Here is a 23,779-nt window from a genome sequence, read left to right as displayed (position 1 = left end):
GGCCATTCACCTGGGTGGACCCGCGGAGATCAGGCGGGCTTCTCGGCGGTCAGCAGGACCGAGCCGAACTCGTCCACGTCCACCATGTCGGCGGGGCTGAACTTCGTGTCCGCCTCCTCCTGGAAAACCGGGTCGAGCTGGTCGTTGGCGGCGCTCATCTGCTGGAAGGTGGGGCGCACGCTCTGCTCGGTGATGTCGAGCAGTTCGGCGAACCGCAGCCCGGCGCGGCGCAGCATCGGCAGGTAGTCGTCCCCGTCGGCGAGGGTCATGATGAAGTCGCGCAGGCAGCGGTCCACATGCTCCTGCTTGTCCGCGGGAATGGGGCCGCGGGCGAAGAAGTCGGTGAGGGTGAGCCGGCCGCCGGGCTTGAGCACGCGCTGGATCTCGCTCAGCACCTGCTCGCGGTCGGGCATGTGGAAGATCGACTCGATGGCGATGGCCGCGTCGAAGGAGGCGTCGGGGAACGGCAGGTTCATCGCGTCGGCATGCTGGAACTCGACCTGGCCGGCGAGCCCGGCGTCCTGCGCGAGCTCGGTGGCGCGGCTGATCTGGTCCCGGCTGATGGACACGCCGGTGACGTGGGCTCCGGTGCGGGCGGCGATGCGGCTCGCGGGCTGGCCGAGTCCGCAGCCGACGTCGAGCACGCGGTGCCCGGCCCGCAACCGCAACCGCTCGGTCATCATGTCGGTGAGCCGGTCGGCGGCCTCCACCAGCGGCACCTCGGAGTCGTCGAGGTCCCAGAATCCGAGGTGCAGGCTGCCGCCGGTGCCTTCGGTGTCGAGCGCGGTGAGGCGGTCGTAGAGCAGGCCGACCTCTTCGGGGACGGACAGGGTGGTGTTCTGGGCGGACATGGTGGCCTTCCTTCTGTTCTCACTGGACCGGAGCGGTTCGGTGGCGTCCGCGCGATCGGCGGCGACCTGGCGCCCGGAGGTCGTTGCTGTGCCGGGGAAGCTGTGCCGGGGAAGCTGCGTCGGGGATTCCGTGCTGTCGTGGAGAAACCGGGCCGCGTCGGAGGCTGTCGGAGAAACGGCGCCGCAGCGGAGTTCCGCCGCCGCGCGGGGAAACCGTCCTGCCCCGCACGATCGGGGCACACCGGAGATCGGCCGCGTCAATCGAAAACCTTTGCTGCGCCGAGGAATCGTGGCGTGATCGAGGAACCGCACCCCTCCCGGAAACTACACCGGCCGCGGGCCGACCTGGGACTCTTCCGCGGATTCTGCCGGAACCACTGGGGAATTCACTGGTCTTGATCTCCTGGTCGGATCAGTCGACGCGCACGAGGGTCTTGCCGGTGTTCTTCCCGCCGAGCATGTCCAGGAAGGCCTGCGGGGTGTTCTCGACGCCCTGCACCACGGTCTCCCGGCACCGCACGTCGCCGCGGGCGAGCCAGCCGCCCATCTCCGCGAGGAACCGGTCCTTGACGTGCTCGTAGTGGCCCACCAGGAATCCGCGCAGCGTGATGCCCTTGCCGATGGCCTGCACCAGGTTCCGCGGCCCCACCACCTCACCGCGCTCGTTGTACTGGGAAATGGCGCCGCACAACGCGAATCGGGCGCCGGGCCTCGCCAGCAGCAGGGCGGCGTCCAGGTGGTCGCCGCCGACATTGTCGAAGTAGACGTCGAACCCGTCCGGGGAGGCCTTGACCAGTTGCTGCCAGATCGGCCCGTCCCGGTAGTCGAAGGCGCGGTCGAACCCGAGTTCCTCGGTCAGGTAGCGCACCTTCGCCGGGCCGCCCGCCGAGCCGATGACCTTGGCGGCGCCGCGCAGCTTCGCGATCTGACCGACGATCGAGCCGACGGTGCCCGCCGCGCCGGAGATGAACACCGTGTCGCCGGGCCGGAACTCGGCGGCTTCGAGCAGTCCGGCGTAGGCGGCGTGGCCGGGCATGCCGAGCGCGCCCAGGTACGCCTCGGGCGGGGTGGCGGTGGTGTCAACCCGGGTCGCGCCGGCGGCGCCGACCACGGCGTACTCGCGCCAGCCGAGCCCGTGCAGCACCACGTCACCGGCCGCGAGCTGCGGGGACCGCGACACGAGGACTTCGCCGACCGCACCACCTTCGAGGGGTTTGCCGATCTGGAACGGCGGCACGTAGGTGCGCACGTTGTTCATCCGGCCCCGCATGTACGGATCGACGCTGAGCACCAGGTTGCGCACCAGCACCTGGCCGGGCCCGACGTCGGGCAGGTCGGCCCGGGCGACGGTGAAGTTCTCGGGGACCGGCATCCCGTCCGGCCGGGAGGCCAGCCGGATCTCGGTTCCCGCGGTCGGCGCGGTCATCAGGACCTCCTCGTATCAGCCGACGGGTTCGGGCCGGGGGCCAGGGTGGCCTGCCAGTGCTCGACGGCCGCGCCGATGGTCTCGACGGCACCGTCCAGCAGCAGGCGGCCGATCTCGTCCACGTGCCGGTGCTGCCACGGGTGCAGCTCGGTGCCCCGCACCCAGTCGTTGAAGGCGCCGAGCGCGGGACCGGTGTGCACCTGGCGGTTGACCTTGTCGTGCTCGTCGCCGCTCATCGCGAGCTTGGTGCTGTAGTGGAAGTACCAGCGGAACAGCCGCGCCAGCTTCAGCTTCGGCTGCTGCTCGGCCTGCGCGATCTGCGCTTCGCGGCCGCGGGAGCGCAGGTGGGCGCACACCTCGTCCCACACCTCCTCGGCGCTGCGGCGGAAGTAGGTGCGTTCGACGAGTTCCCTGGTGCGCAGCGGGATCTGCTCCCAGCCGTCGTAGTGCGCGTGCAGCGCGAACAGCTTGTTCGCCCGCGTCGGGAAGAACACGCCCTTGCGCAGCACCTGCACCTGGGCGCCCATCTCGAACATGTCGCCCGCCGGGGCGTAGCCGGTGTCGTCGACGCCGATGTCCTGCAGCACGTCCTTCACCGGCGCGCTCATCGCCGATTCGGCGGTGCACTGGTTGATCGAGCCGGTGAGCACGTAGTCGGCGCCGAGCAGGAACGCGGCGGCCACCGCCGACGGCGTGCCGATACCACCGGCGAGGCCGAGGCAGATCGGTTCGGCGTAGCCGTGCTCCCGCACCGCGCGCTGCCGCAGCCCCAGCATCGCGGGCATCAGCACCGCCGCGATGCCGCCGTCGGTGTGCCCGCCGGAGTCGGCCTCGACGGTGAGGTCGTGGCTCATCGGCACCTGGGCCGCCAGCCGCACCTGTTCGTCGGTGAGCGCGCCCTCCGCGCGCAGTCCGTCCAAGATGGACCGCGGTGGTGGCGCCAGGAACTCGGCGGCGATCTCGGGACGGGACACCTTCGCGAGGATCCGGTGCTCGCACACCGGTTTCCCGTCCGGACCGGCGCGCAGCCCGCTCGCGCGGAACCGCACCAGCGCCGGGGTGATCCGGACGAACGCGGAGGCCTCGACGGTGCGCACGCCGAGCCGCAGCAGCAGCTCCACCTGCTCGCGCTCGGCCGCCGGATCGTCGTGGTCGGCCAGCAGGTTCACCCCGTAGGCCCGGCCGTCCGGCAGGCCGCGCTGGATCTCGCGGACGCCGCGCTCGACCTCGGCGGGCGGGAGCCCACCGGTGCCGAGCACGCCGAGCATGCCGGCACGGCCGAAGCGCACCACCATCTCCGGGGAGGCGACCCCGCGGTACAGCCCGCCACCGGCGTAGGCGTAGCGCAGGCCGTGGCGGCGGCGGAACACCTCGCTTCCGAGGTGGGTGGCGCGCTCGTCGGCGGCGGGAGGCCCGGTCGGCACCACCGGCGGTGCGGAACTCCCGTTGACCGCCGCGGTTCGCTCCGGAGCGCGGGGCCGCGCCGGTTCCGGGCTCGGGGTCGGTTCCGGGCTCGGGGCCGGTTCCGGACGCCGCGCCGCCTCGGCCACCGGTTCCGGACGCCGCGTCAGTTCCGGTCGCGATCCCGCTTCGGCCACCGGTTCCGGACGCGGTGCCGGTTCCGGCGCCGCGCGGATCTGCTCGACGAGCTTGCCGACGACGCGCCCGCCGAGCTCCACGAACTCGGTGACACCCGCGTCCAGCAGGTGCCGCACGCCTTCCGTCCACCGCACCGGGCTGACCACCTGCTCGGCCAGCAGCCGCGCGGTCTCCCCCGGCGGGTACGGCAGCGCGGTGGCGTTCGCGATCACCGGTACCAGCGGATCACCGAGCCGGAATTCCGCCAGGTAGCGGGAGAATTCGTCCTTCGCGGCCGCCATCAGCGGGGAGTGGAACGCGCCGGAGACGTTCAGCCGGGCGCAGCGGACCTCGCGCGCCTCCAGGTACGGCACCAGGTCGCCGATCACCTCGACCGCGCCGGAGACGACCTGCTGCGCGGGCGCGTTGTCGTTGGCCACGACCAGCGAACCGAACCCGCCCTCGTCGAGCAGTTCCCGCAGCCGCGGCGGTTCCAGCCCGAGCACGGCGACCATGCCGCCACCGCGCGCCTGCGCCATCAGCTCCCCGCGGCGCCGCACCAGCCGCAGCCCGGTGGCGAAGTCGAAGGCGCCCGCCGCGTGCAGCGCGCAGTACTCGCCGAGGCTGTGCCCCGCGTACCGGTCGGCCGTGCCGCCGTCCTCGCGCCACCGCCGGTGCGCCAGGGTGCCGACGACGTACAGGGCGGGCTGCGTGCAGCGGGTGTCGCCCAGCTCCTTGTCCGGGTCCTCCAGGCACAACCGCCGGATCGAGCGGCCGAGGATCTCGGAGGCCTCCTGCTCGGCGTCCGGGTAGGCGTCGAACAGCTCCTCCCCCATGCCGCGCCGCTGCGCGCCCTGCCCGGGGAAGATCACCGCCCGCACGTCAGCGGCCTCCTTCCGGACCGTACAGCCGGTCGCAGAGCCGCAGCAGCTTCTCCAGCGAGGCCGGCGCGGTCATCACCTCGGAGTGCATCGAGGTGTCCACGTCGATGGTGAAGAAGTCGTCCAGCCGCTCCGGCCACCCCAGCCAGTAGTCTGTTCCGTCCACTGTGGCCAGTGCGTCGTTGGGGAACAGCACCATGTAGTCGCGGAAGGCGCCGAAGAACTCCCGGCTGGCGTTGCGCAGGTAGTAGCAGCTCAGCCCGTCGGGCTTCGGCAGCGGGTGCAGCTCGTAGCGCTCGGCCTGGGTGGCCTCCAGGTAGCGGGACAGCTGGCGCACCCGGGACCGCAGCTGCGACTCGGTCTTCTTCACGCCGCGCTCCAGCGCCTTCGCGATCAGCGAGTCCAGGAACGCCGGGCCGTCGAGCGTCGTGTCCACCTCGTCCCGGCGCAGGATCGGCATCCCGCCGCTGTGCGATTCGAAGCTGTTGTTGCCGAGGATCAGGTTCACCGCGCGGAAATCGCTGACCTTCGACACCACCTCGGGGCTGAAGTCACCACCGACGATGATCTCGTTGGCCCGGTTGGTGGAGTCCGCGTCGAGGGTGTCGAGCATGACCAGCGTGCGAACCTCGGCGCCGCGCAGCTGCAGCTGCCGCACCACCTCGTAGGCGAACAGGCCGCCGAGGGAGAAACCGCCGATGTCGTACGGGCCTTCGGGCTGCACCGAGAGGATCAGGCCCGCGTAGAACTCGGCCATCGGGATCTGCCCGGTGAGGATCTCGGTGTCGTCGATCCACCCCTTCGGCTGGATGCCGTAGAAGGGGCGCCGGGCACGGGCGGCGACCGGGGCGTACGACTCGACGCCACCGTTGCCGTGGTGCACCCAGAAGATCGGGCGGCCCGCGGTGACGCCGTTCATCCGGACCAGTTCGGGGAAGTGCGCCGCCGGGACCGCTTCGGTGCGCGGGGCCGGGATCAGCGGCGGCGCGGGTTCGGCTTGCACGGGTTCGGCTTGCACGGGTTCGGCTTGCACGGGTTCGGCTTGCACGGGTTCGGCCGGCACGGGTTCGGCGACCGGGGGCTCGGCGACCGCGGATTCGGCCTGCGCACCGGTGGCGGCGGCGATCGCGGCGGTGACGTCCTCCAGGGTGTCGCAGTCGGCGATCACGTCGAGGGTCAGGCCGGCGTCGATGTGCGTCTGCGCCTGGGTGAGGAGCTGCATCATGAAGATCGAGTCGAAGCCGTAGTCCCGCAGCGGGGCGTCCGGCGGCAGTTCGGCGGGATCGATCTCCAGCAGCGAGGACATCAGGTCGGCGACGACGGGCGCCAGGTCGGCGGCCGTCGCTCCGGAACCGCTGTCCGGTTCGGGAGCCGTGCCGGGCCCGGAGCCCGCGTCGGGGGCCGGTTCGACGGCCCGCGCGGCGGATGCGTCCTCGGCGGGAACAGCGGTGGAGGCGGGCGCGAACCGCTCCCGCAGCCGCCCGAGGTCCCCGTCCAGCGCGATGACCTGCGGTACCCGCGCCGCCCACGCGCGGTGCAGCGCGTCGATGCCGACCCGGGCGCGCATCGGGCGCATGCCGACCGATTCGAGCAGCGTCACCGTGGAGGCGTCGCCGCCCATGCCACCCTTGTCCCACAGCGGCCAGTTCACCACCAGCGTCCGCCCGGACCGCTCGCCGTCGGCCACCAGCGCTTCGCGGTGCGCGGCGTAGCCGTCCATGAACGCGTTCGCGGCGGCGTAGTCGGCCTGCCCGACGTTGCCGAACGCGGCCATCGAGGAGTAGCCGATGAAGCAGTCCAGCGCGGAGTGCGCGGTGGCCTCGTCGAGGTGGCGCAGCCCGGTGACCTTCGCGGCGAACACGTCGCGGACGTCGGCGGCGGACTTGCGGGCCAGGAAACCGTCCCGCAGCACCCCGGCCGCGTGCAGCACGCCGTGCAGCGCACCGTGCTGGGCTTCGACCTCGCGGACCGCCTGGCACACCGCGTCCCGGTCGGCGACGTCGAGGCTGCGGTAGTCGGCCTTCGCCCCGCCCGCGCGCAGCCGCGCCAGCAGGTCCTCCTGGTCGGGCCCGGCGGGGCTGCGGCCGCAGAGCACCAGCGCCGGGGACTGCACCCGCGCGGCGATCTCCTCGGCGGCCAGCGCGCCCAGCCCACCGGCGCCCCCGGTGATCAGGTAGACCCCGCCGTCGCGCCACGGCAGCTCCGGCGCGGGTTCGGGGATCTCCCGCCACCGCGAGGTGCGGCGGTCGCCGTCGCGGTGGCGCACGGCCTCCTGCTCGGTGTCGGCCGCGTCCCGGCGCAGCCGGTCGGCGAGGTCGGCGGTGCCGGGCCGGTCGCCGAGCTCGATCCACTGGGTGCGCAGCTTCGGGTGCTCCAAGTGCGCGGTGCGCAGCATCCCGCTGAGCCCGCCGAGCCACGGCGCCTCGGCCGGGGTGACCACCTGGACCAGCCGCGGCGCGGGCTGGCGGACCTGGTCCCGGATCAGCTCCAGCAGCCGCTGCGCATAACCGGTGTAGCGGTCCTCGATGCTCCCGGTGCCCTGCCAGTGCTCGCAGCCGCCGCCGAGCAGCCCGCCGAGCGCGGTGGCGTCGACGTCGGGCAGTTCGCACAGCACCACGTGGTGGTTGAGCTGATCGGGCGCGTCCGCAGGCGCGGGCGCGCTCCGCCAGGCGGGTTCGAGCAGCAGCGCGATGTCGCCGGTCTCCGCGGCACGTGCGGTCTCCGCGGCCCGCACGACTTCCGGAGCCCGCCCGGTTTCCGCAGGCCGCACGGCTTCCGGAGCCCGCTCGGCTTCCGCCACCGGCGCGGGCGTGCTCGCGGCGCCCTGCTGCGGCCGGGTGCTGAAGCCGAGCACGCGCACCCGCACCGCGCCGTCCTCGTCGCACAGGTCGACGTCCAGCCGCCGCACCCCGGAGTCGCGGCGGTCGTCGGCGGCGCGGCGCACCACCGCCCACCCGGAGCTCGGGGTGTGCCCGAGCAGCTGCACCTCGCGCACCGCGAACGGCAGCGCCGCCACGCCCGGCTCCCCGCTCTGCTCGCCGAGCACCAGGCCGAGCGTCGTCTGCAGCGCCCCGTCCAGCATGCTCGGGTTCAGCGGGAACGAACCGGTGGCCGCCGCCGGCAGCCGCAGCCGGGCCACGGCGAGGTCCTCGCCGCGGTGCAGCTCCTCGATGGGCTGGAACGCGGGGCCGTAGCCCATGCCCATCCGGTCGAACAGCGCGTAGATCTCCGCTCCGGCGTGCCGGGCGGGGCAGATCGCGCGCAGTGCTTCGACGTCGTGCACCTCGGCGTCGCCGGTCAGCGCGGGGTCGACGAGCGCGGTGCCCTGGGCGTGCACGGCCCCGGATTCGTCGGCGCGCACCTCGAACCGGTCGGTCGCCGGGTCCAGTTCGACCCGCACCGAACGCGGGTCGGTGACGGCGAGCGGCCGCAGCCAGGTCACGTCCCGCAGCCGCACCCCGCGGTCGGCGCCGAGCGCGTCGCGGGCGAACTCCAGGTAGGCGGCACCGGGCAGGGTGGGGGTGCCCCCGACGCGGTGGTCGCGCAGGTAGAAGTCCTCGGCGTGCAGCTCGCGGCGGTGCGGCCCGCCGGAGCGCCGCGGTGCCGCGGCGGGTTTCGGCGCGGCCTCCGGCAGCGCGGACGATTCGTCGGGAGCGGGCACCCCGTCGGCGATCCAGTAGCGCTGCAAGCGGAACGGGTAGGTCGGCAGCGGCAGCCGCCGCATCGACCGGCCGGTGTGCAGCCGCCGCCAGTCGAAGTCGAAACCGGTGACCCACAGCTTCAGCAACCGTCCCAGCTTGCCCTTCGCCACCCAGCTGTCGATGGCGACGGCGATGTCGTCGTCGCCGACCAGCTCGCTCCACGGGCCGCGGCGTTCGGCGCGCGCCCGGTGCAGGCCGTGCGCCTTCTCCCCGGCGAGGTGGGTGGCGAGCCGCTTGCGCACCTCCGCCACCGAGTGCGCCAGGAACGCGATCCGCTCCGGCATCGCCACCCGGCCCACCTGCAGGGTGTAGGCGAGGTTCGGCAGGTCCTGCTCGGCGATGCGGCCGGCGTCGAGGTGCTCGGCGAGGCGGCGCACCCGCGCTTCCAGCGTCTCCGGGGTCGCGGCGGAGAGCACGATCGCCACCGGGCCCGCCGCGGGCGCGGGCTGCTCGGCGCGCGGCACGTGCTCCTCCAGCACGACGTGCGCGTTGACACCGCCGAAGCCGAACGAGCTCACCCCGGCGCGGCGCGGCAGGTCCCGGCCGTCGGCGCCGCGCGGGGCCGCCCACTCCTGGTTCTCCCGCACCAGGTGGAACGGGCTGCCGTCCAGGTCGATGTACGGGTTGACCTCCTCCGCGTGCAGGCTGCGCACCAAAGTGCGGTGGCGCAGCTGCAGCAGCACCTTCAGCACGCCGGCGATCCCGGCCGCGAGCTCCAGGTGCCCGATGTTGGTCTTCACCGAGCCGAGGCCGCAGTGCGCCGCGGTGACCGGTTCCCCGGCGTAGAGCTCGGTGAACGCCTCCTTGAGCCCGTTGATCTCGATGGGGTCGCCGAGCTCGGTGCCGGTGCCGTGCGCCTCGACGTAGCCGACGGTGCGCGGATCGATGCCGGCCTTCGCGTAGGCGCGGCGGATCACCGCGGCCTGCGCCTTCGGGTTCGGCGAGGTCAGCGAATTGGCCCGGCCGCCGTGGTTCTCGGCGGTGGCGCGCACCAGGCCGTGCACGTGGTCGCCGTCGCGCTCGGCGGCGGACAGGCGCTTGAGCACCAGCATCCCGACGCCCTCACCTCGGCCGTAGCCGTCGGCGCCGGCGGAGAACGTCTTGCAGCGCCCGTCCTCGCTGAGCATCCCGGAGCGGCTGAAGCTCACGTGCCCGTCCGGCACCACGATGGTGTTGATGCCGCCGACGACGGCCATCGCGCACTCGCCGCGCTCGATGGCGGCGACACCGCGGTGGATGGCGACGAGCGAGCTGGAGCAGGCGGTCTCCACCGGTTCGCTCGGCCCGTGCACATCGAGGAAGTAGCTCATCCGGTTCGGCCCCACCGAGGGCACGCTGCCGGTCGGGGTGACGCTGCGCCCGCGGGCGGCGCTGCGGTCGGACAGCAGCCCGTAGCCGGTGTCGTTGGTGCCGATGAACAGGCCGAGGTCGGAGCCGGCGAGGTCGTCGGCGGAGTACCCGGCGTCCTCGATGGCCTTCCACACGTACAGCATCAGCAGCCGCTGCTGCGGATCCATGTGCACCGCGTCCTTGGGGGCGATGCCGAAGAACAGCGGGTCGAAGTCGGCGACGCCGTCCATGAACCCGCCGTGCTTGACGTTGGTGCGGCCCGGTTCCTGGCGCGGGTCGCCCCAGTGCTCGCGCCAGTCCCAGCGGTCGGCGGGGACCTCGCCGGTGCAGTCTCGGCCGTCGCGCAGGTTCTCCCAGTACCGGTCGAGGTCGTCGGCCATCGGGAACCGGCCGCTCATGCCGACGATGGCGATCGGGTCGTCGGCCGGGTCCGGGGCGGCCGGGCCGGGTCCGGTGGCTGGAGCGGGACGGGTCGGTGCGGCGGGCGCGGTGGGTGCGGCGGGACGGGTCGGTGCGGCGGGTACGGTCGCTGGAGCGGGCCGGTCCGGTGGGGCGGCGGCCGGTGGTGGTCGCCGATCGACCTGCGGCGGCGGCGCGACCACCGCTGCCGGGATCTGTTGCGGCGCAACGGGTTCCGGTTCCACCGCCGTGCCGAAGACCGCCGCCAGGCTCGGTCCGTGCTCGGCGGCGACGAAAGCGCTGAACGCGCGCAGCGTCGGGTGCTCGAAGAGCCCGGTCGGCACCAGGGCCAGGCCCAGCGACTCGTTCACCAGGTTCACCAGCTGGCTGATGATCAGGGAGTCGAGCCCGTACTCGCTGAGCTCCACGTCCACGTCCAGGTCGGTGGGGTCCACCTTCAGCAGGCCGCAGACCTTCTCCACCACGACCTCGCACACCTGCTCCGCGAGGTCACCGGCGTCCGCGGTGGCCCCGGCCGCGGTGCCGCGATCTTCTCCGGTGGCACCGGGATCCTCCGCGGTGGCCGGGATCGCGGGCGCGCCGTTCTTCCAGGCGCGGAGCAAGCGGAGCGCCTCGTCCTGACCGACCCGGCCCTCGCTGATCAGCAGGTGCAGTTCGTCGAGCGATTCGATCGGGGTGCTCATGCGAGGCTCCTCTTGAACTCGTCGGCGCTCAGCGAACGCCTGCCGATGGCTTCGATCAGGTCCAGCAGGTGCGCGTCCTCGTCCTGCGGCGCCTCCGCGGTGCCGGCGTCCGCGGTCCCGGCGTCCGAGGTCCCGGCGCCGACCCGGCGGACGCTGAAGCCGCGCAGCCGCACGCAGACCTCGCCGTCGTCGTCGCACACGTCGAGGTCGATGCGGCGGACCTCGCCGCCGTGGTCGTCCTCGGCGAACCGGACCACCGCCCAGCCGGTCTCCGGCGTGGGGCGCAGCACCTCCAGCTCGCGCAGCGCGTAGGGCAGCGCGGCGCCCGCCGCATCGCCCTGGTCGAGGAACAGCCCGGCGGTGGCCTGCAGCGCGCAGTCGAGCAGGCTCGGGTTGAGCACGAACTCGGCGTCGCGGGCCGCGGCGGGCAGCACCAGCCGGGCCACCGCCCGGCGCGAACCGGTGTGCAGCGACTCGACGGCGCGCAGCGCGGGACCGTAGTCCATGCCGAACCCGCGGTAGCGCTGGTAGCAGGCGTCGGTGTCGAGCACCGGCCCGTCGCAGTCCGCGCGCAGCGCCGCCAAGTCCAGCCGCTGCGCCGGGTCCTGCGGGCGGCGGCGGAGCTGGCCGCGGGCGAACGTGGTGCGCTCCCCCGCTCCGTCGGCCGCGTACACCTCGTAGTCGGCGCCGTCATCGGCGCGGGCGGTGAGCGCGACGTGCACCTCGGTCTCGTCCCGGACGGTCAGCGGGCGCAGCCAGGACGCCAGCCGGACCGTCCAGCCCAGCTCCTCGCCGGTGGAGCGGGCCGCGGCGGCGCGGGCCAGCTCCAGGTGCGCCACCGCCGGCAGCACCGGCACCGCGGACCCGCCGCCTGCGGCGGAGTCGGTGCCGGGCCGCCAGCCGGACACCACCGACATCACCTCGGCGCGCACCCGGTGGTCGGCGAGGAAGAACTCGCGGCCGGTGAAGCGCGAGGTGTAGCGGTGCTCGGCGAGGTCGGAGGTGTTGGCGTGCACCAGCGGGTGCAGCCGGCGCGGGGCGCCTGCGGCGGGCCGGGTGGTGTCCATCCAGTAGCGCCGCAGCCGGAACGGGTAGGTCGGCAGCGGCGTCCGGCGCGGCCGCGGACCGGTGTGCAGCCGTGCCCAGTCGACCTCGGCGCCTTCGACCCACAGCCGGACCAGCCGGTCCAAGTCCACTTCGGACATCGTCGTGAGATCGCCGGATTCCACCGGCGCCTCGGGCGGTTCCGCACCGCGCACGACCTGTCCGGTGTGGACGTTCGGGTGGGTTTCTCCCCGCAGCCAGGCGGCGATCCCGTCGCGGAGCTCGGCGACGGTGCTCGCCAGCACCGCCAGCCGCTCCCGCATCGGGGTGCGCCCGGTCTGCGAGGTGAACGCGATCGAGGGCAGTTCCGCGTCGGTGCGCCCGTCCAGCGCGGCCAGCCAGTCGGCGGCGTAGCGGCGCAGCACCTCGGGGTGGCTCGCGGAGAGCACCACCGGCAGCGGGCCGGTCGGCGGCTGCTCGGCGGCCGGGCGCGGCACGTACTCCTCCAGCACCACGTGCGCGTTCACGCCGCCGAAGCCGAACGAGCTGACCCCCGCGCGGCGCGGCAGGTCCCGGCCGTCGGCGTCGCGCGGCGCGACCCAGTCCTGCCCCTCGCGCACCAGGTAGAACGGGCTGCCGTCCAGGTCCACGTACGGGTTGATCTCGGCGCAGCGCATGCCCTGCACGAGCCTGCGGTGCCGCAGCTGCAGCAGCACCTTGATCACCCCGGCGGCGCCCGCGGCGAGCTCCAGGTGCCCGATGTTCGTCTTCACCGAGCCGACGCCGCAGTGCGGCTCGGCGACCTCGGCGCCCGCGTCGGCGTAGAGCGCGCGGAACGCGGCCTTCAGCCCGTTGACCTCCACCGGGTCGCCGAGCTTGGTGCCGGTGCCGTGCGCCTCCACGTAGCCGACGGTGCGCGGGTCGATCCCGGCCTCGGTGTAGGCGGCGCGCAGCAGCGCGGCCTGCGCCTTCGGGTTCGGCGCGGTGAGCGAGTTGCCGCGGCCGCCGTGGTTCTCCGCGGTGGCCCTGATCAGCCCGTGGATGTGGTCGCCGTCGCGCTCGGCGTCGGAGAGCTGTTTGAGCACCAGGAACCCGACGCCCTCACCGCGGGCGTAGCCGTCGGCGTCCGCGCCGAACGTCTTGCACTTGCCGTCGGGGCTGAGCATCCCGGCCTTGGAGATGCTGATGTGCCCGTCGACGCTGACCATCGTGTTCACGCCGCCCGCGATGGCCAGCGCGGACTTCCCGTCCCGCAGCGCCTGCACCGCGCGGTGCATCGCGACCAGCGCGCTGGAGCAGGCGGTGTCCACCGGCTCGCTCGGCCCGTTCAGGTCCAGGAAGTAGCTCATCCGGTTCGGGCCCATCGAGGGGGCGGCACCGGTGATGTCGTAGCCCTCGATCATCGGCTGGTAGCGGGTGACCAGCGTGCTGTAGCCGGTGCTGGTGGTGCCCGCGATCAGCGCCGTGTCGGTGCCCGCCACGTCCGCGGCCGAATATCCGGCGTCCTCCAGCGCCTTCCACACGTGCAGCATCAGCAGCCGCTGCTGCGGGTCCATCAGCTCCGCTTCCTTCGGCGAGATGTCGAAGAAGAACGGGTCGAAGTCGCCGACCCCGTCCATGAAGCCGCCCGCGATGACGTTCGTGCTGTTCGGGTCCTTGATCGGGTCGCCGTAGTGCTCGCGCCAGTCCCAGCGGTCGGCGGGGACCTCGCCGGTGCAGTCTCGGCCGTCGCGCAGGTTCTCCCAGTACCGGTCGAGGTCGTCGGCCATCGGGAACCGGCCGCTCATGCCGATGACGGCGATCGGCTCGGGCACCGGGCGAGTGGTGGCGGCGGATTCGGCGAGGGGTGCCGGTGCCGGTTCCGGTCTTGGTGCGGGTGCCGGTTCCGGCGCGGGCGCGACCTGCACGGCGTGCTCGGCGAGCAGGTGGTCGGCCACCTCGCCGAGCGTCGGGTGCTCGAAGAACAGCGTCGGCGCCAGCGACAGGCCGTACGCGGCGTTGAGCTCGTCGGCGAAGCCGGTCAGCGTCAACGAGTCGAAGCCGAACCGGGTGAGCTCGGCGTCGGCGGTGATCCGCTTCGCCGGCACGTCCAGCAGCACCGCGACCCGCTCGATCAGCTCCCGGACCAGTGCCTTGCGCACGGTCCCCCCGGTGTCGGCGGGGGAGTCGGGCTCGCGCCGGGCCGGTGGGTTCAGCGACCCGAACTCGTGGTCTTCGAGGAGGTGATCCACGACCTCTCCCAGGGTTGGACGTTCGATGAAGGACTTGGGGGCGACGGTGCCGCCGTGCGCCGCTTCGACCCGCCCGGCGAGCGCGGTCAGCGACACCCGGTCGAAGCCGTAGTCGGCGAGTTCCACGTCCGGGTCGATCTCGTCGGCGCGCACGCCCAGCACCGCCGCGGCGTGCCCGACGAGTTCGGCGAGCAGGCTCGCGCGGTCCGGATCCCCCTCCGCCGCAACGGTTTCCGGCCCGGAGAGCAGCGTGGCCTCGATCCGCGCCCGGTCCCCGCAGATCGCCAGCACGTGCGGTTCACCGCTGCCCCACGCCCGGTGCAGCGCGGTCACGCCCTGCTCGGGACGCATCGGGACCATGCCGACCTCGGCGCGCATCCGGGCGGCGGTGGCGTCGTCCACGCCCATCCCACCGGTCGCCCACAGCGGCCAGCCGACCACGAGGGTCCGGCCGCGCCGCGCCCCCCGGGCCCGCAGCTCCTCGCGGTGCGGCGCGTAGGCATCCAGGAACGCGTTCGCCGCCGCGTAGTCGCCCTGCCCGGTGTTGCCGAACGCGGACAGCGAGGAGAAGCCGCAGAACACGTCCAGGTCCACCTCGGCCGTGGCGGCGTCCAGGTTCGCGAACCCGGTGGCCTTCGCCGCGAGCACCTCGCGTACCTCGGCGGGGTCCTTCCGCGCGAGGTAGCCGTCCCGCAGCACCCCGGCCAGGTGCAGCACGCCGTGCAGCGCGCCGTGCTCGGCCAGCACCTCCCGCACGCAGCGCTCGACCTGCGCGCGGTCGGCGACGTCGAGCGGGCGGTAGCTCGGGTGCGCGCCGGCGTCGGCGAGCTCGCGCAGCAGCTCCGCAGGCCCCTGCGCGGACCGCCCGGCCAGCACCAGCCGCGCGCCGGGTGCGCGGGCCGCGATCGCGCGGGCGAAGGTGGCGCCGAGCCCGCCGGCACCACCGGTGATCAGGTAGGTGCCACCGGCCCGCCACGGCACGACCTCCGGTGCGTCGTCCAGCGCGCTCCAGCGCGGCACCTCGCGGTGCTCGCCGTCGCGGCGCACCACCACCACGTCGGTCGCGGCTTCGGCGCGCAGCAGCGCGGCCAGGTCCGCGACACCGAACGGGGTGGCGACCTCGACGAGCTGGGTGCGCAGCTTCGGGTGCTCCAGGCGGGCGGTGCGCAGCAGTCCGGCGAGCGCGGCGGAGATCCGCCCGGCACCGGCGGCGGGCACCACGACCTGCAGCAGCACCGGTCCGTCGCGCAGCGCGGAGATCGCCGCGCGCAGCCGGGCCAGCACCGACTCGGCCTGCGCGGTGAAGCGTTCCGCGAGGTCGTCGGCGTGCGGGAGTGCCGCGCAGCGGACGCCGAGCCGGTCCTGCAGCGCCTGCGGGTCGACGCCCGCCCCGGCCAGCAGCACTTCGCGGCGGGCCGGTGCTTCGGTGGTGGCGGTCGCCGGTTCGGGGCGCCAGCCGACGTGCACCAGGGTCGGTTCGGCGTCGGCGGCCGGGTTCCCGAGTTCCGCCGGGTCAGCGGTTCCGGCCGTTCCGGCGGATCGGGCGGAGCCGGCAGGTCGGGTGGTTCCGGCCGCCCCGGTGACCCCGGCCGCTTCGGCGGGCGGGACCGTCCCGGAGGTCCGATCGGCCCCGGCGGGCTCCTCGGCCGGCAGCAGCCGGGCGGTGAACCCGAGCAACCGCACGCACACCGCGCCGTCCTCGTCGCACAGCTCGACGTCCATCCGCCGCACCGCGCCACCGCCGTCCGCCGCGGCCGGGCGCACCACGGCGTACCCGGCGGCCGGGCTCGGCGCGTGGACGCGCACGTCCTCCAGCACGAACGGCAGCGCGGCGGCGACCTCGCCGGCCCCGGTCAGCGACAGCCCGAGGGTGGCCTGCACGGCCGCGTCCAGCACCGCCGGGTGCAGCGCCCAGTCCGCCCCGTCCCGGGCCGCGTGCGGCAGCCGCAGCCGGGCGACCACGAGCCCGTCGCCGACGTGCAGCTCCTGCACGCCGCGGAAGGCGGGGCCGTAACCGATGCCCATCCGGTCGAAGTGCGCGTAGAACTCGGTGTGCTCGATACGCCGCGCGCACGCCGCGCGCAGCGATGCGACGTCCAGGTGCCCGCCCGGCTCCGCCGGACCGGCCTCCACGAGCCCCTGACCGTGCTTCCCGGCAGCGGTGCTGATCTCGAAGGTGTGGCCGCCACCCTGCTCGCGCAGCGCGATGCGCAACCGCACCGGTCCGGGAACCTGCAACGGCCGGGACCACACGACGTTGCGCAGCCGCGGGTGCTCGACGCCCGCCGCGCGGGCCGCCTGCACCGCCGACTCCAGGTAGGCCACCCCGGGCAGCACCGGCACCGAGCGCACCCGGTGGTCGGCGAGGAAGAACTCGCGTCCGGTCAGCTCGACCGCGTCCCCGGCCAGCGGGGATCGCGCGACCCGGCTGGTGCCGGGCCAGTACCGCTCCCCGGCGAACGGGTAGGGCGGCAGCGGCGTGATCCGGAACCCGCCGTCGGCGAACAGCGGCGCGAAGCGGAAGTCAAGCCCCTGTGCGAAGAACTCGGCGAGTTCGATCAGCGCGGGCCGGGAACCGTCGCGGAGCAGCCCGTCGACGCGCGCCGGCACGGCCGGGTCCCGGCGGCGGTGGCCGTCGGCGGTGGTGCCGGTGACGACCTGTTCGGCGGTGCCCGCGCGCAGCCACTCCCGCAGCGCGGAGATCAGCTGCGCGCGGTCGGCGACCACCGCGGCCCACCGGTGCGCGCAGTGCCTGCGCCCGGTGGCCAGCGAGTAGGACACGTCCCCGAGGTCCAGCTCCGGGTGCTGCTCGGCGTGCGCGAGCAGCCGTTCGACCTGGCTGCGGCGCACCTCCTCGTCCTGCCCGGACAGCACGACCAGCCACGCGGGGCGCGCGGCGTGCCCGGCCGGCCGGGGCGGGGCCTGCTCCAGCACGGCGTGCACGTTGGTGCCCGCGGCGCCGAACGAGCTCACCGCCGCCCGGCGCGGCCCGGTCGCGGGCTCCGGCCAGGACCGCAGCTCGGTGTTCACGTAGAACGGGCCGCCGTCCAGCCGGATCTCCGGGTTGATCTCGTCGAAGTGCAGCGTCGGCGGCAGCTGCTCGTGCTCCAACGCGAGCAGCACCTTGAGCACCCCGGCGACCCCGGCGGCGAACTGGGTGTGGCCCACGTTCGTCTTGATCGACCCCAGCGCGGTCCCGGCCGCGGGCGCATCGCCGAAAACGGCGCGCAGCGCGGCGAACTCGATCGGGTCGCCGAGCGGGGTGCCGGTGCCGTGCGCCTCGACGAGCTGCACGCTCGCCGGGTCGATGCCGGTGCGCTCGTACACGCGGCGCAGCAACCGTTCCTGCGATCCGGCGCTGGGCGCGGTCAGCCCGTTGGTGGTGCCGTCCTGGTTCACCCCGGAGCCGCGGATCACGCCGCGCACGTGGTCGCCGTCGCGCAGCGCGTCGGACAGCCGCTTGAGCACCACCACCCCGGCGCCCTCACCGGGCACGAAACCGTCGGCGCGGGAGTCGAAGGTGTGGCAGCGCCCGCGGGTGGAGAGCATGTTCGCCCGCACCGCGGACCGGTAGAAGATCGGCGTGGACTGGACGAACACGCCCCCGGCCAGCGCCATCGAGGTGTTCCGCTGCCGCAGGTCCTGGCAGGCCTGGTGGATGGCCACCAGCGAGCTGGAGCAGGCCGTGTCCACCGAGATCGCCGGTCCCTGCAGGTCCAGGAAGTAGGAGATGCGGGAGGCGATGACCGAGGAGATGTTGCCCCACAGCGCCTGCGGCGGCGCGTCGTCGCCGAGCAGCTGCTGGTAGTCGCTGGGCGGCCCGCCGACGTAGACGCCGCAGCCGCTGCCGTCGAGCCGTTCCCCGGCGTGGCCGGCGTCTTCGAGGGCGTGCCAGCACTCCTCCAGGAAGAGGCGCTGCTGCGGGTCGGTGCAGGCGGCCTCCTTGCCGGACATGCGGAAGAACCAGGCGTCGAACCGGTCGATGTCCTCGACGAAGCTGCCCTGCTGCCGCGCCCCGTCGGGGCCGAGTTCGGCGGTGAGGTCCCAGCGGGTGACGTCGCCGACGAGGTCGTCGCCCGCGGCGAGGTGGCCCCACAAGACCTCGGCGTCCGGGGACCGGGCGAAGCGGGCGGCGAGGCCGATCACGGCGATCGGTTCGTCCTGCTGGGGATTCGCCGCGGAGTCCGATGTGGACTCCGCGGGGCGCGGACCATCAGTCGTCCCGTTCTCGACGACACCGCCCGCGCCGTGGCCGTTCGGGCTCGTTCCGCTCGGTGCGGAACCGTTCGTGCCGTGGCCGTTCGAGTACGTCCCGTTCCCCGCGAAGCCGCCGGTCCCGTGGCCGTTCGAGTACGTCCCGTTCCCCGCGGAACCGCCGGTCCCGTGGCCGTTCGAGCTCGACCCGTTCCCCGCGGAACCGTTCGTGCGGCCGGCGACCTCGGACTCGGCGGCCGTCGCACCGGCCGACACGTCGAACCCGTTGGCGGGCAACGAGTTCAGCGCGTGCTCCTCGGGTTCGGCGAGCGAGCCGCGCAGGACGGCGGCGTGCGCGTCCAGCAGGTGCGCCACCAGCCGTTCCAGCGAACTGTGCTCGAACAGCGCCGTGCTCGGCAGGTCCACGCCGAGCGCCGCGTTGACCGCCCGCACCAGCTTCACGCTGAGGATCGAGTCCACGCCGAAGTCGGAGAAGGACGCCTGCGGGTCGATCTCGTCGGGTTCCATCATGAGCACCCGGGACAGCTCGCCGAGCACCCGCTCGCCGACCAGGTAGCGCAGCGACGCCTCGTCCAGCGCGAGCCGCGGCACCCGGTCGTCCTGCTGTTCCCCTTCCGCAGCAGCGGATCCGCGACCCGAGCGCTTCGGCAGCGCACCCGGCACCCAGTAGCTCTTGCGCTGGAACGGGTAGGCGGGCAGCGGCGTGCGCCGCACGTCCAGCCCGGCGAACAGCGGCGCGAAGTCCACCGCCGCACCGGACAGGTACCGGTCCCGCACCGCCTCGTGCCCGGGATCGCCCGCGACGGGCGCGCCGTCCAGCCACGCGGCCAGCTGCCGCAGCAACGATTCCCGGCCGGCGGCGACGAACGCGACCCGGTGCGCGAAGTGGTCGCGGCCCTGCGCGAGGGTGCGGGCCACGTCGCCGAGCACCGCCTCCGGCGCGAGCTCCAGGTGCGCCCGCAGGTCCGCGACGCGCTGCCGCAGCGGGGCCTGCTGCGGGGCGGAGAGCACGAACAGGTGGGTGCCGCCCGCATCACCGCGCGTCGGGGCCGGGACGTCCTCGACGACCAGGTGCCCGTTGGTGCCGCTGAACCCGAACCCGCTGAGCCCGGCGGTGCGGCGCCCGCGGGAGTTCGGGAGCCACGGCCGCAGCTCGGTGTTCACCCGGAACGGTCCGCCGTCCAGCCGGATCGACGGGTTCAGCTCGTGGAAGTGCAGCGAGGCCGGGATCTGCCGGTGCCGCAGCGACAGCACCAGCTTGAGCAGCCCGGCGACGCCGGCGGCCGAGGTGGTGTGCCCGAGGTTCGTCTTGATCGAGCCGAGCGCGATCGGGCCGGGCGCCCCGGCGAACGCGGCGGACAGCGCCTGGCACTCCAGCGGATCGCCGAGCTGGGTGCCGGTGCCGTGCGCTTCGATGACGCCGATCTCCGCCGGGTCGATGCCGAAGTCCTCGTGCACCTGCCGGATCAGGCGTTCCTGGGACAGCGCGCTGGGCGCGGTGATCCCGTTGGTGGCGCCGTCCTGGTTGACCGCCGAGCCGCGGATCACGGCGTGCACGTGGTCGCCGTCGGCGAGCGCGTCGGACAACCGGCGCAGCACCACCACGCCCACGCCCTCACCGGGCACGAACCCGTCGGCGGCGGCGTCGAAGGTGTGGCAGCGCCCGGTCGGCGACAGCATGCCGCCGCGCCCGGTGGCGAGCTGGGTGCCGGGGGTGGTGGTGACGCTGACCCCGCCGGCGAGGGCGAGCTCCGTCTCCCCCGCCCACAGGCTCTGGCAGGCCAGGTGCACCGCGACCAGCGAGCTGGAGCAGGCGGTGTCCACCGCGATCGCCGGGCCGTGCAGGTTCAGGTGGTAGGCGACGCGGCCCGGCACCACCGACGGCGCGTTGCCCCACGCCGCCTGCGCGGGCGGGGCCTCGTCGAACCGGTCGGCGTAGTCGCCGCCGGTGCAGCCGACGTACACGCCGCAGCGGCGGCCGCTGAGCTCGGCGCTCGCGTGCCCGGCGTTCTCCAGCGCCGCCCACGCCTGCTCCAGCAGCAGCCGCTGCTGCGGGTCGGTGTAGGTGGCTTCGATGCCGGTGAGGTTGAAGAAGTTCGCGTCGAACTCGTCGATGCCGTCCAGGAAGCTGCCCGCGCGGCAGTCCAGGTCGTCCACATCGGACAGGTCCCAGCGCTCGATCGGTCCGACCAGGTCGTCACCGGCGGCGAGGTGCCGCCACAGCGCGTCCACGTCGGGAGATCCGGCGAACCGGCCGCTGATGCCGACGATGGCGATGGGTTCCCGGGTGCCGCGGAATTGCGCCGCGGGTGCGGCGGTGCTCGGGTCCGGTGCGCCCGCCGAGGTTCGTCCGGCCGCGACGGCGGATTCCGCTGCCCGGTCGGTCGATTCGCCGGCCGGAACAGTGGATTGCCCCGCCGGGAAGGAGGATTCCGCTGCCGAGAAGGAGGATTCACCGACCAGAACGGAAGATTCCCTTACCTGGGCGCCATTTTCCGCCGCCCGAGCGGCCGGTTCCGGCACGGCGGGCAGCTCCGGCGCGTGCTCGGCGGCGATGTGCGCGGCGAGCTGCGCGACGCTGCGGTAGTCGAAGATGACCGTGGTCAGCAGATCCACGCCCAGTTCCTCGTTGAGCCGCTGCACGAACTTGGCGCCGACGATGGAGTCCAGCCCGTAGTCGGCGAACGCCTGCTCCAGGCCGATCCGCTCGGCGGGCATCCGCAGCGCCTCGGCGAGCGCGGCCAGCACCACGTCGCCGACCGTCGTGGTCGCCCGCTCCACGACCGGTGCGGCCTGCGCGGCCTGCGCGGCGACCGGCGCGAGCTCGGTCACCTGCGGTTCTCCCCTCGGCGCACGGGCGAGCCCGTCGCTGTGCGCGACGACGATCTGCTGGCCCAGCGCCAGCGCGTCCGCCGCCGGGTGCGCCAGCCCGGTGAAGCCCTCCTGGTGCAGCACCCGCCGCCAGCTCTCCGGCGACAGCGCGGGGCTGCCGGGCACGCGGAGTTCGGCGTCGTCGTAGAGCCACCAGCCGTCCAGCAGCCCGAACGTGAGGTGGTTGACCAGGTAGAACCCGCTGATCTCGTTGAGCGCCAACAGCCCGCCGCCGCGCAGCAGCGCCTTCGCGTGCCGCAGCGCGGGCCGGATGTTCTCCGTCGCGTGCAGCACGTTCGCCGCGATGACCACGTCGTAGGCACCGGCGTCCAGCCCCTGTTCCTGCGGCGGGATGGCCGCGTCGAACAGCCGGTAGCCGAGGAAGTCCCGACCGGGCCCGAAGGTGTCCTGCGCGTTGTGCAGGAACGCCTGCGAGAGGTCGGTGTAGCAGTACTCGGCGAGCCGGATGCCGCTCCGCTCCACCGCGTCCAGCACCGGTCCGGTGGTGCCGCCGGTGCCCGCGCCGACCTCCAGCACCCGCAGCGGGGCGGCCGGGTCGGCGGCCCGCCTGGCGCGCAGGTGCGCCACGACCTGCTCGGCGAGGACCGCGTTGAAGTGCTCGGCGACCCGGTTGTCCCGGTACACCCCGGCGACCAGGTCGAACGAGCCCTGCGGGAACAGCACGTCGGTGGCGGTGGTGCGCCCGCGCAGCACGTCGCCCAGCGCGGGCAGGGTGCGCTCCAGCAAACGCAGCGGGGCCCGCAGGTCCGCGTTCAGCTCGGCCCACCGCGGCGCTTCCCGCTGCCAGTCGGCGCGCGCCGCGGCCGCGTCCTCGGTGCCCGGGGCCCAGTTCCCGGCTGCGTCGATCAGCCCGTGCTCGGTGAGGGTGCGCAGCGTCGCGGTCAGCCAGCCGTCGAAGCGGGCGTCGAGGGCCTGCCGTGCCACCAGATCACCGGCCGGGTCCAGCCCGGCCGCGCGCAGTTCGGCGGCGACGCACCGGCTCAGCGCCGCGTCGACCTCGCCCGGCACCGGTCCGGCGTGGTGCTCGGCGAGCGCGGCGGGCAGCGCCACCGGCGCGGGCTCGACGGTCCCGCTCGGCGAGGCGGGGTGCTGCTGCAGGACTTCCCCGGTCAGCGCGCCCTCGACCGGCAGCGGCCTGCCGAGGCGCATGAACCCGATCTGGTCCAGCGGCCCGGCCAGCAGCCGCTCGATGGCCCCCATCGCGGTGGCCGCGTCGATCGGCGCCAGCCCCATCGCGGTCACGTCGCGCAGCAGCTCATCCGGCACGTTGCCCCAGTAGCCCCAGTTCACCACCTTCACCGGGAACCCGAGGGCCTTGCGCAGCTCGGCGGCGCGGGCGTCCTCGAACGCGCAGGCCGCCGAGTAGTGCGCCTGGTTCGCGTTGCGGATGAAGCTCACCAGCGAGGAGATCAGCAGCAGGAAATCCAGCCGGTGACCCGCGAACACGTCCGCGAAGTGCACGCACGGGTCGACCTTCGCGCCGAGCGTCGCGTCCAGTTCGGACTCGGTCATCTCGGCCAGCGGCGTGTGGCTGAACACCATCGCCAGGTGCACCACGCCGTCGATGCGGCCGTGGCGGCGCAGCACCTCGTCCCGCATCCCGGCCAGCGCGGCCGGATCGGCGGCGTCCGCGGACAGGTACTCGGGGGCGCGGCCACCGGCGGCGACCTGCGCGGCCTTCGCCCGGATCGAGTCGTCCTCGGCGCGGCGTCCGACCCACACGACGCGGGCGTCGTGGGCGCGCAGCAGGTACTCGGTGAGCACGACCCCGAGGTCGCCGGCGCCCCCGATGAGCACGTACACGCCGCCCCGGCGCAGCACCGGCTCCGCCGGTGCCGGGACGTCCGCCACCGGCAGCAGCTGCCTGCGCAGGTACTGGCCGCCGCGGCGGGCGAACGGGTGCGCCCGCCGGTCCGCGGGCAGCGCGAACACCTCGGCCGGGACGAACGGTTCGCCGTCGGCGAGGTCCACGGCGCGCAGCCGCCAGTGCGGCTGCTCCTTCGCCAGCCCGCCGAGCAGCCCGTGCAGCCCGGCCTGCGCCGGATCGGCCGTGCCGGTGCCCTCCGGGTCGAAGGCGTCGCGGGTGAGCAGGGTGAGCCCGAGCGGCTCGTCGTCCAGGCCGAGCGCGGTGATCGCGCGCAGCACCCGGAACAGCCGCCGGGTCGCGGTGCGCTGCTCGGCGATCTGCCCGGCCGCGTCCGCCGCGATCCGCGTCGGGAACCGCATGATCACGTGGTCGACGGGGGTGGTGATCCGGTCCGCGTCGTCGGCGCCGAGCTCCACCAGGTGCGGGTGCCGCTCGCGCAGCGCGGCGAGCTCGGCGGGCTCCAGGCCGATGGCGACCAGCCGCGCGTCCCGGGCGGGGAACGGCTTGCCGCGCAGCAGCCGCGCCGGTTCCCACACGGGGTGCAGGGTGAGGTCGCCCGCGGGGATCTCGTGGGGTTTCGCGGTCGGAGTGGTGGAGTTCGGGGTGGCGGGGGTCGAGGTGGCCGAGCTCGAGGTGACGG

The 23,779-nt window shown here is 74.2% G+C and carries 5 protein-coding genes; all 5 read right to left on the bottom strand.

What is annotated here, in order from left to right; all coding sequences use genetic code 11:
• Positions 1 to 29: 29 nt before the first annotated feature.
• The 5 genes from LCD31_RS17865 to LCD31_RS17845 all read right to left on the bottom strand — a co-directional run bounded on the left by LCD31_RS17865 (position 30) and on the right by LCD31_RS17845 (position 23,675).
• Positions 30 to 851 (bottom strand): cyclopropane-fatty-acyl-phospholipid synthase family protein, encoded by an 822-nt coding sequence (locus LCD31_RS17865; protein WP_224959603.1) that lies wholly within the window; start codon positions 849 to 851, stop codon positions 30 to 32.
• A gap of 412 nt (positions 852 to 1,263) precedes the next feature.
• Entirely contained in the window at positions 1,264 to 2,277 is a 1,014-nt protein-coding gene (locus LCD31_RS17860; protein ID WP_224959602.1) for an NADP-dependent oxidoreductase, read from the bottom strand.
• A complete protein-coding gene (locus LCD31_RS29600) occupies positions 2,277 to 4,736 on the bottom strand; it encodes a PfaD family polyunsaturated fatty acid/polyketide biosynthesis protein (RefSeq protein WP_224959601.1) in 2,460 nt (819 codons plus the stop codon). Before LCD31_RS29600 ends, LCD31_RS17860 begins: the two co-directional genes overlap by 1 nt.
• 1 nt (position 4,737) lies before the next feature.
• Complete coding sequence (locus LCD31_RS17850; protein ID WP_224959600.1) at positions 4,738 to 10,890, bottom strand: SDR family NAD(P)-dependent oxidoreductase; 6,153 nt, start codon at positions 10,888 to 10,890, stop codon at positions 4,738 to 4,740.
• The gene (locus LCD31_RS17845; protein ID WP_308015855.1) at positions 10,887 to 23,675 is read right to left on the bottom strand and encodes an SDR family NAD(P)-dependent oxidoreductase; all 12,789 of its coding nucleotides are present in this window, start codon (positions 23,673 to 23,675) and stop codon (positions 10,887 to 10,889) included. The genes LCD31_RS17850 and LCD31_RS17845 overlap by 4 nt, the downstream gene beginning before the upstream one ends.
• Between the last annotated feature and the right edge of the window lie 104 nt (positions 23,676 to 23,779).

This window comes from Saccharopolyspora sp. 6M, assembly GCF_020176775.1.
GTDB classification, from domain to species: Bacteria; Actinomycetota; Actinomycetes; order Mycobacteriales; family Pseudonocardiaceae; genus Saccharopolyspora_C; species Saccharopolyspora_C gregorii.
This window is presented reverse-complemented; position numbering and strand designations above follow the sequence as displayed.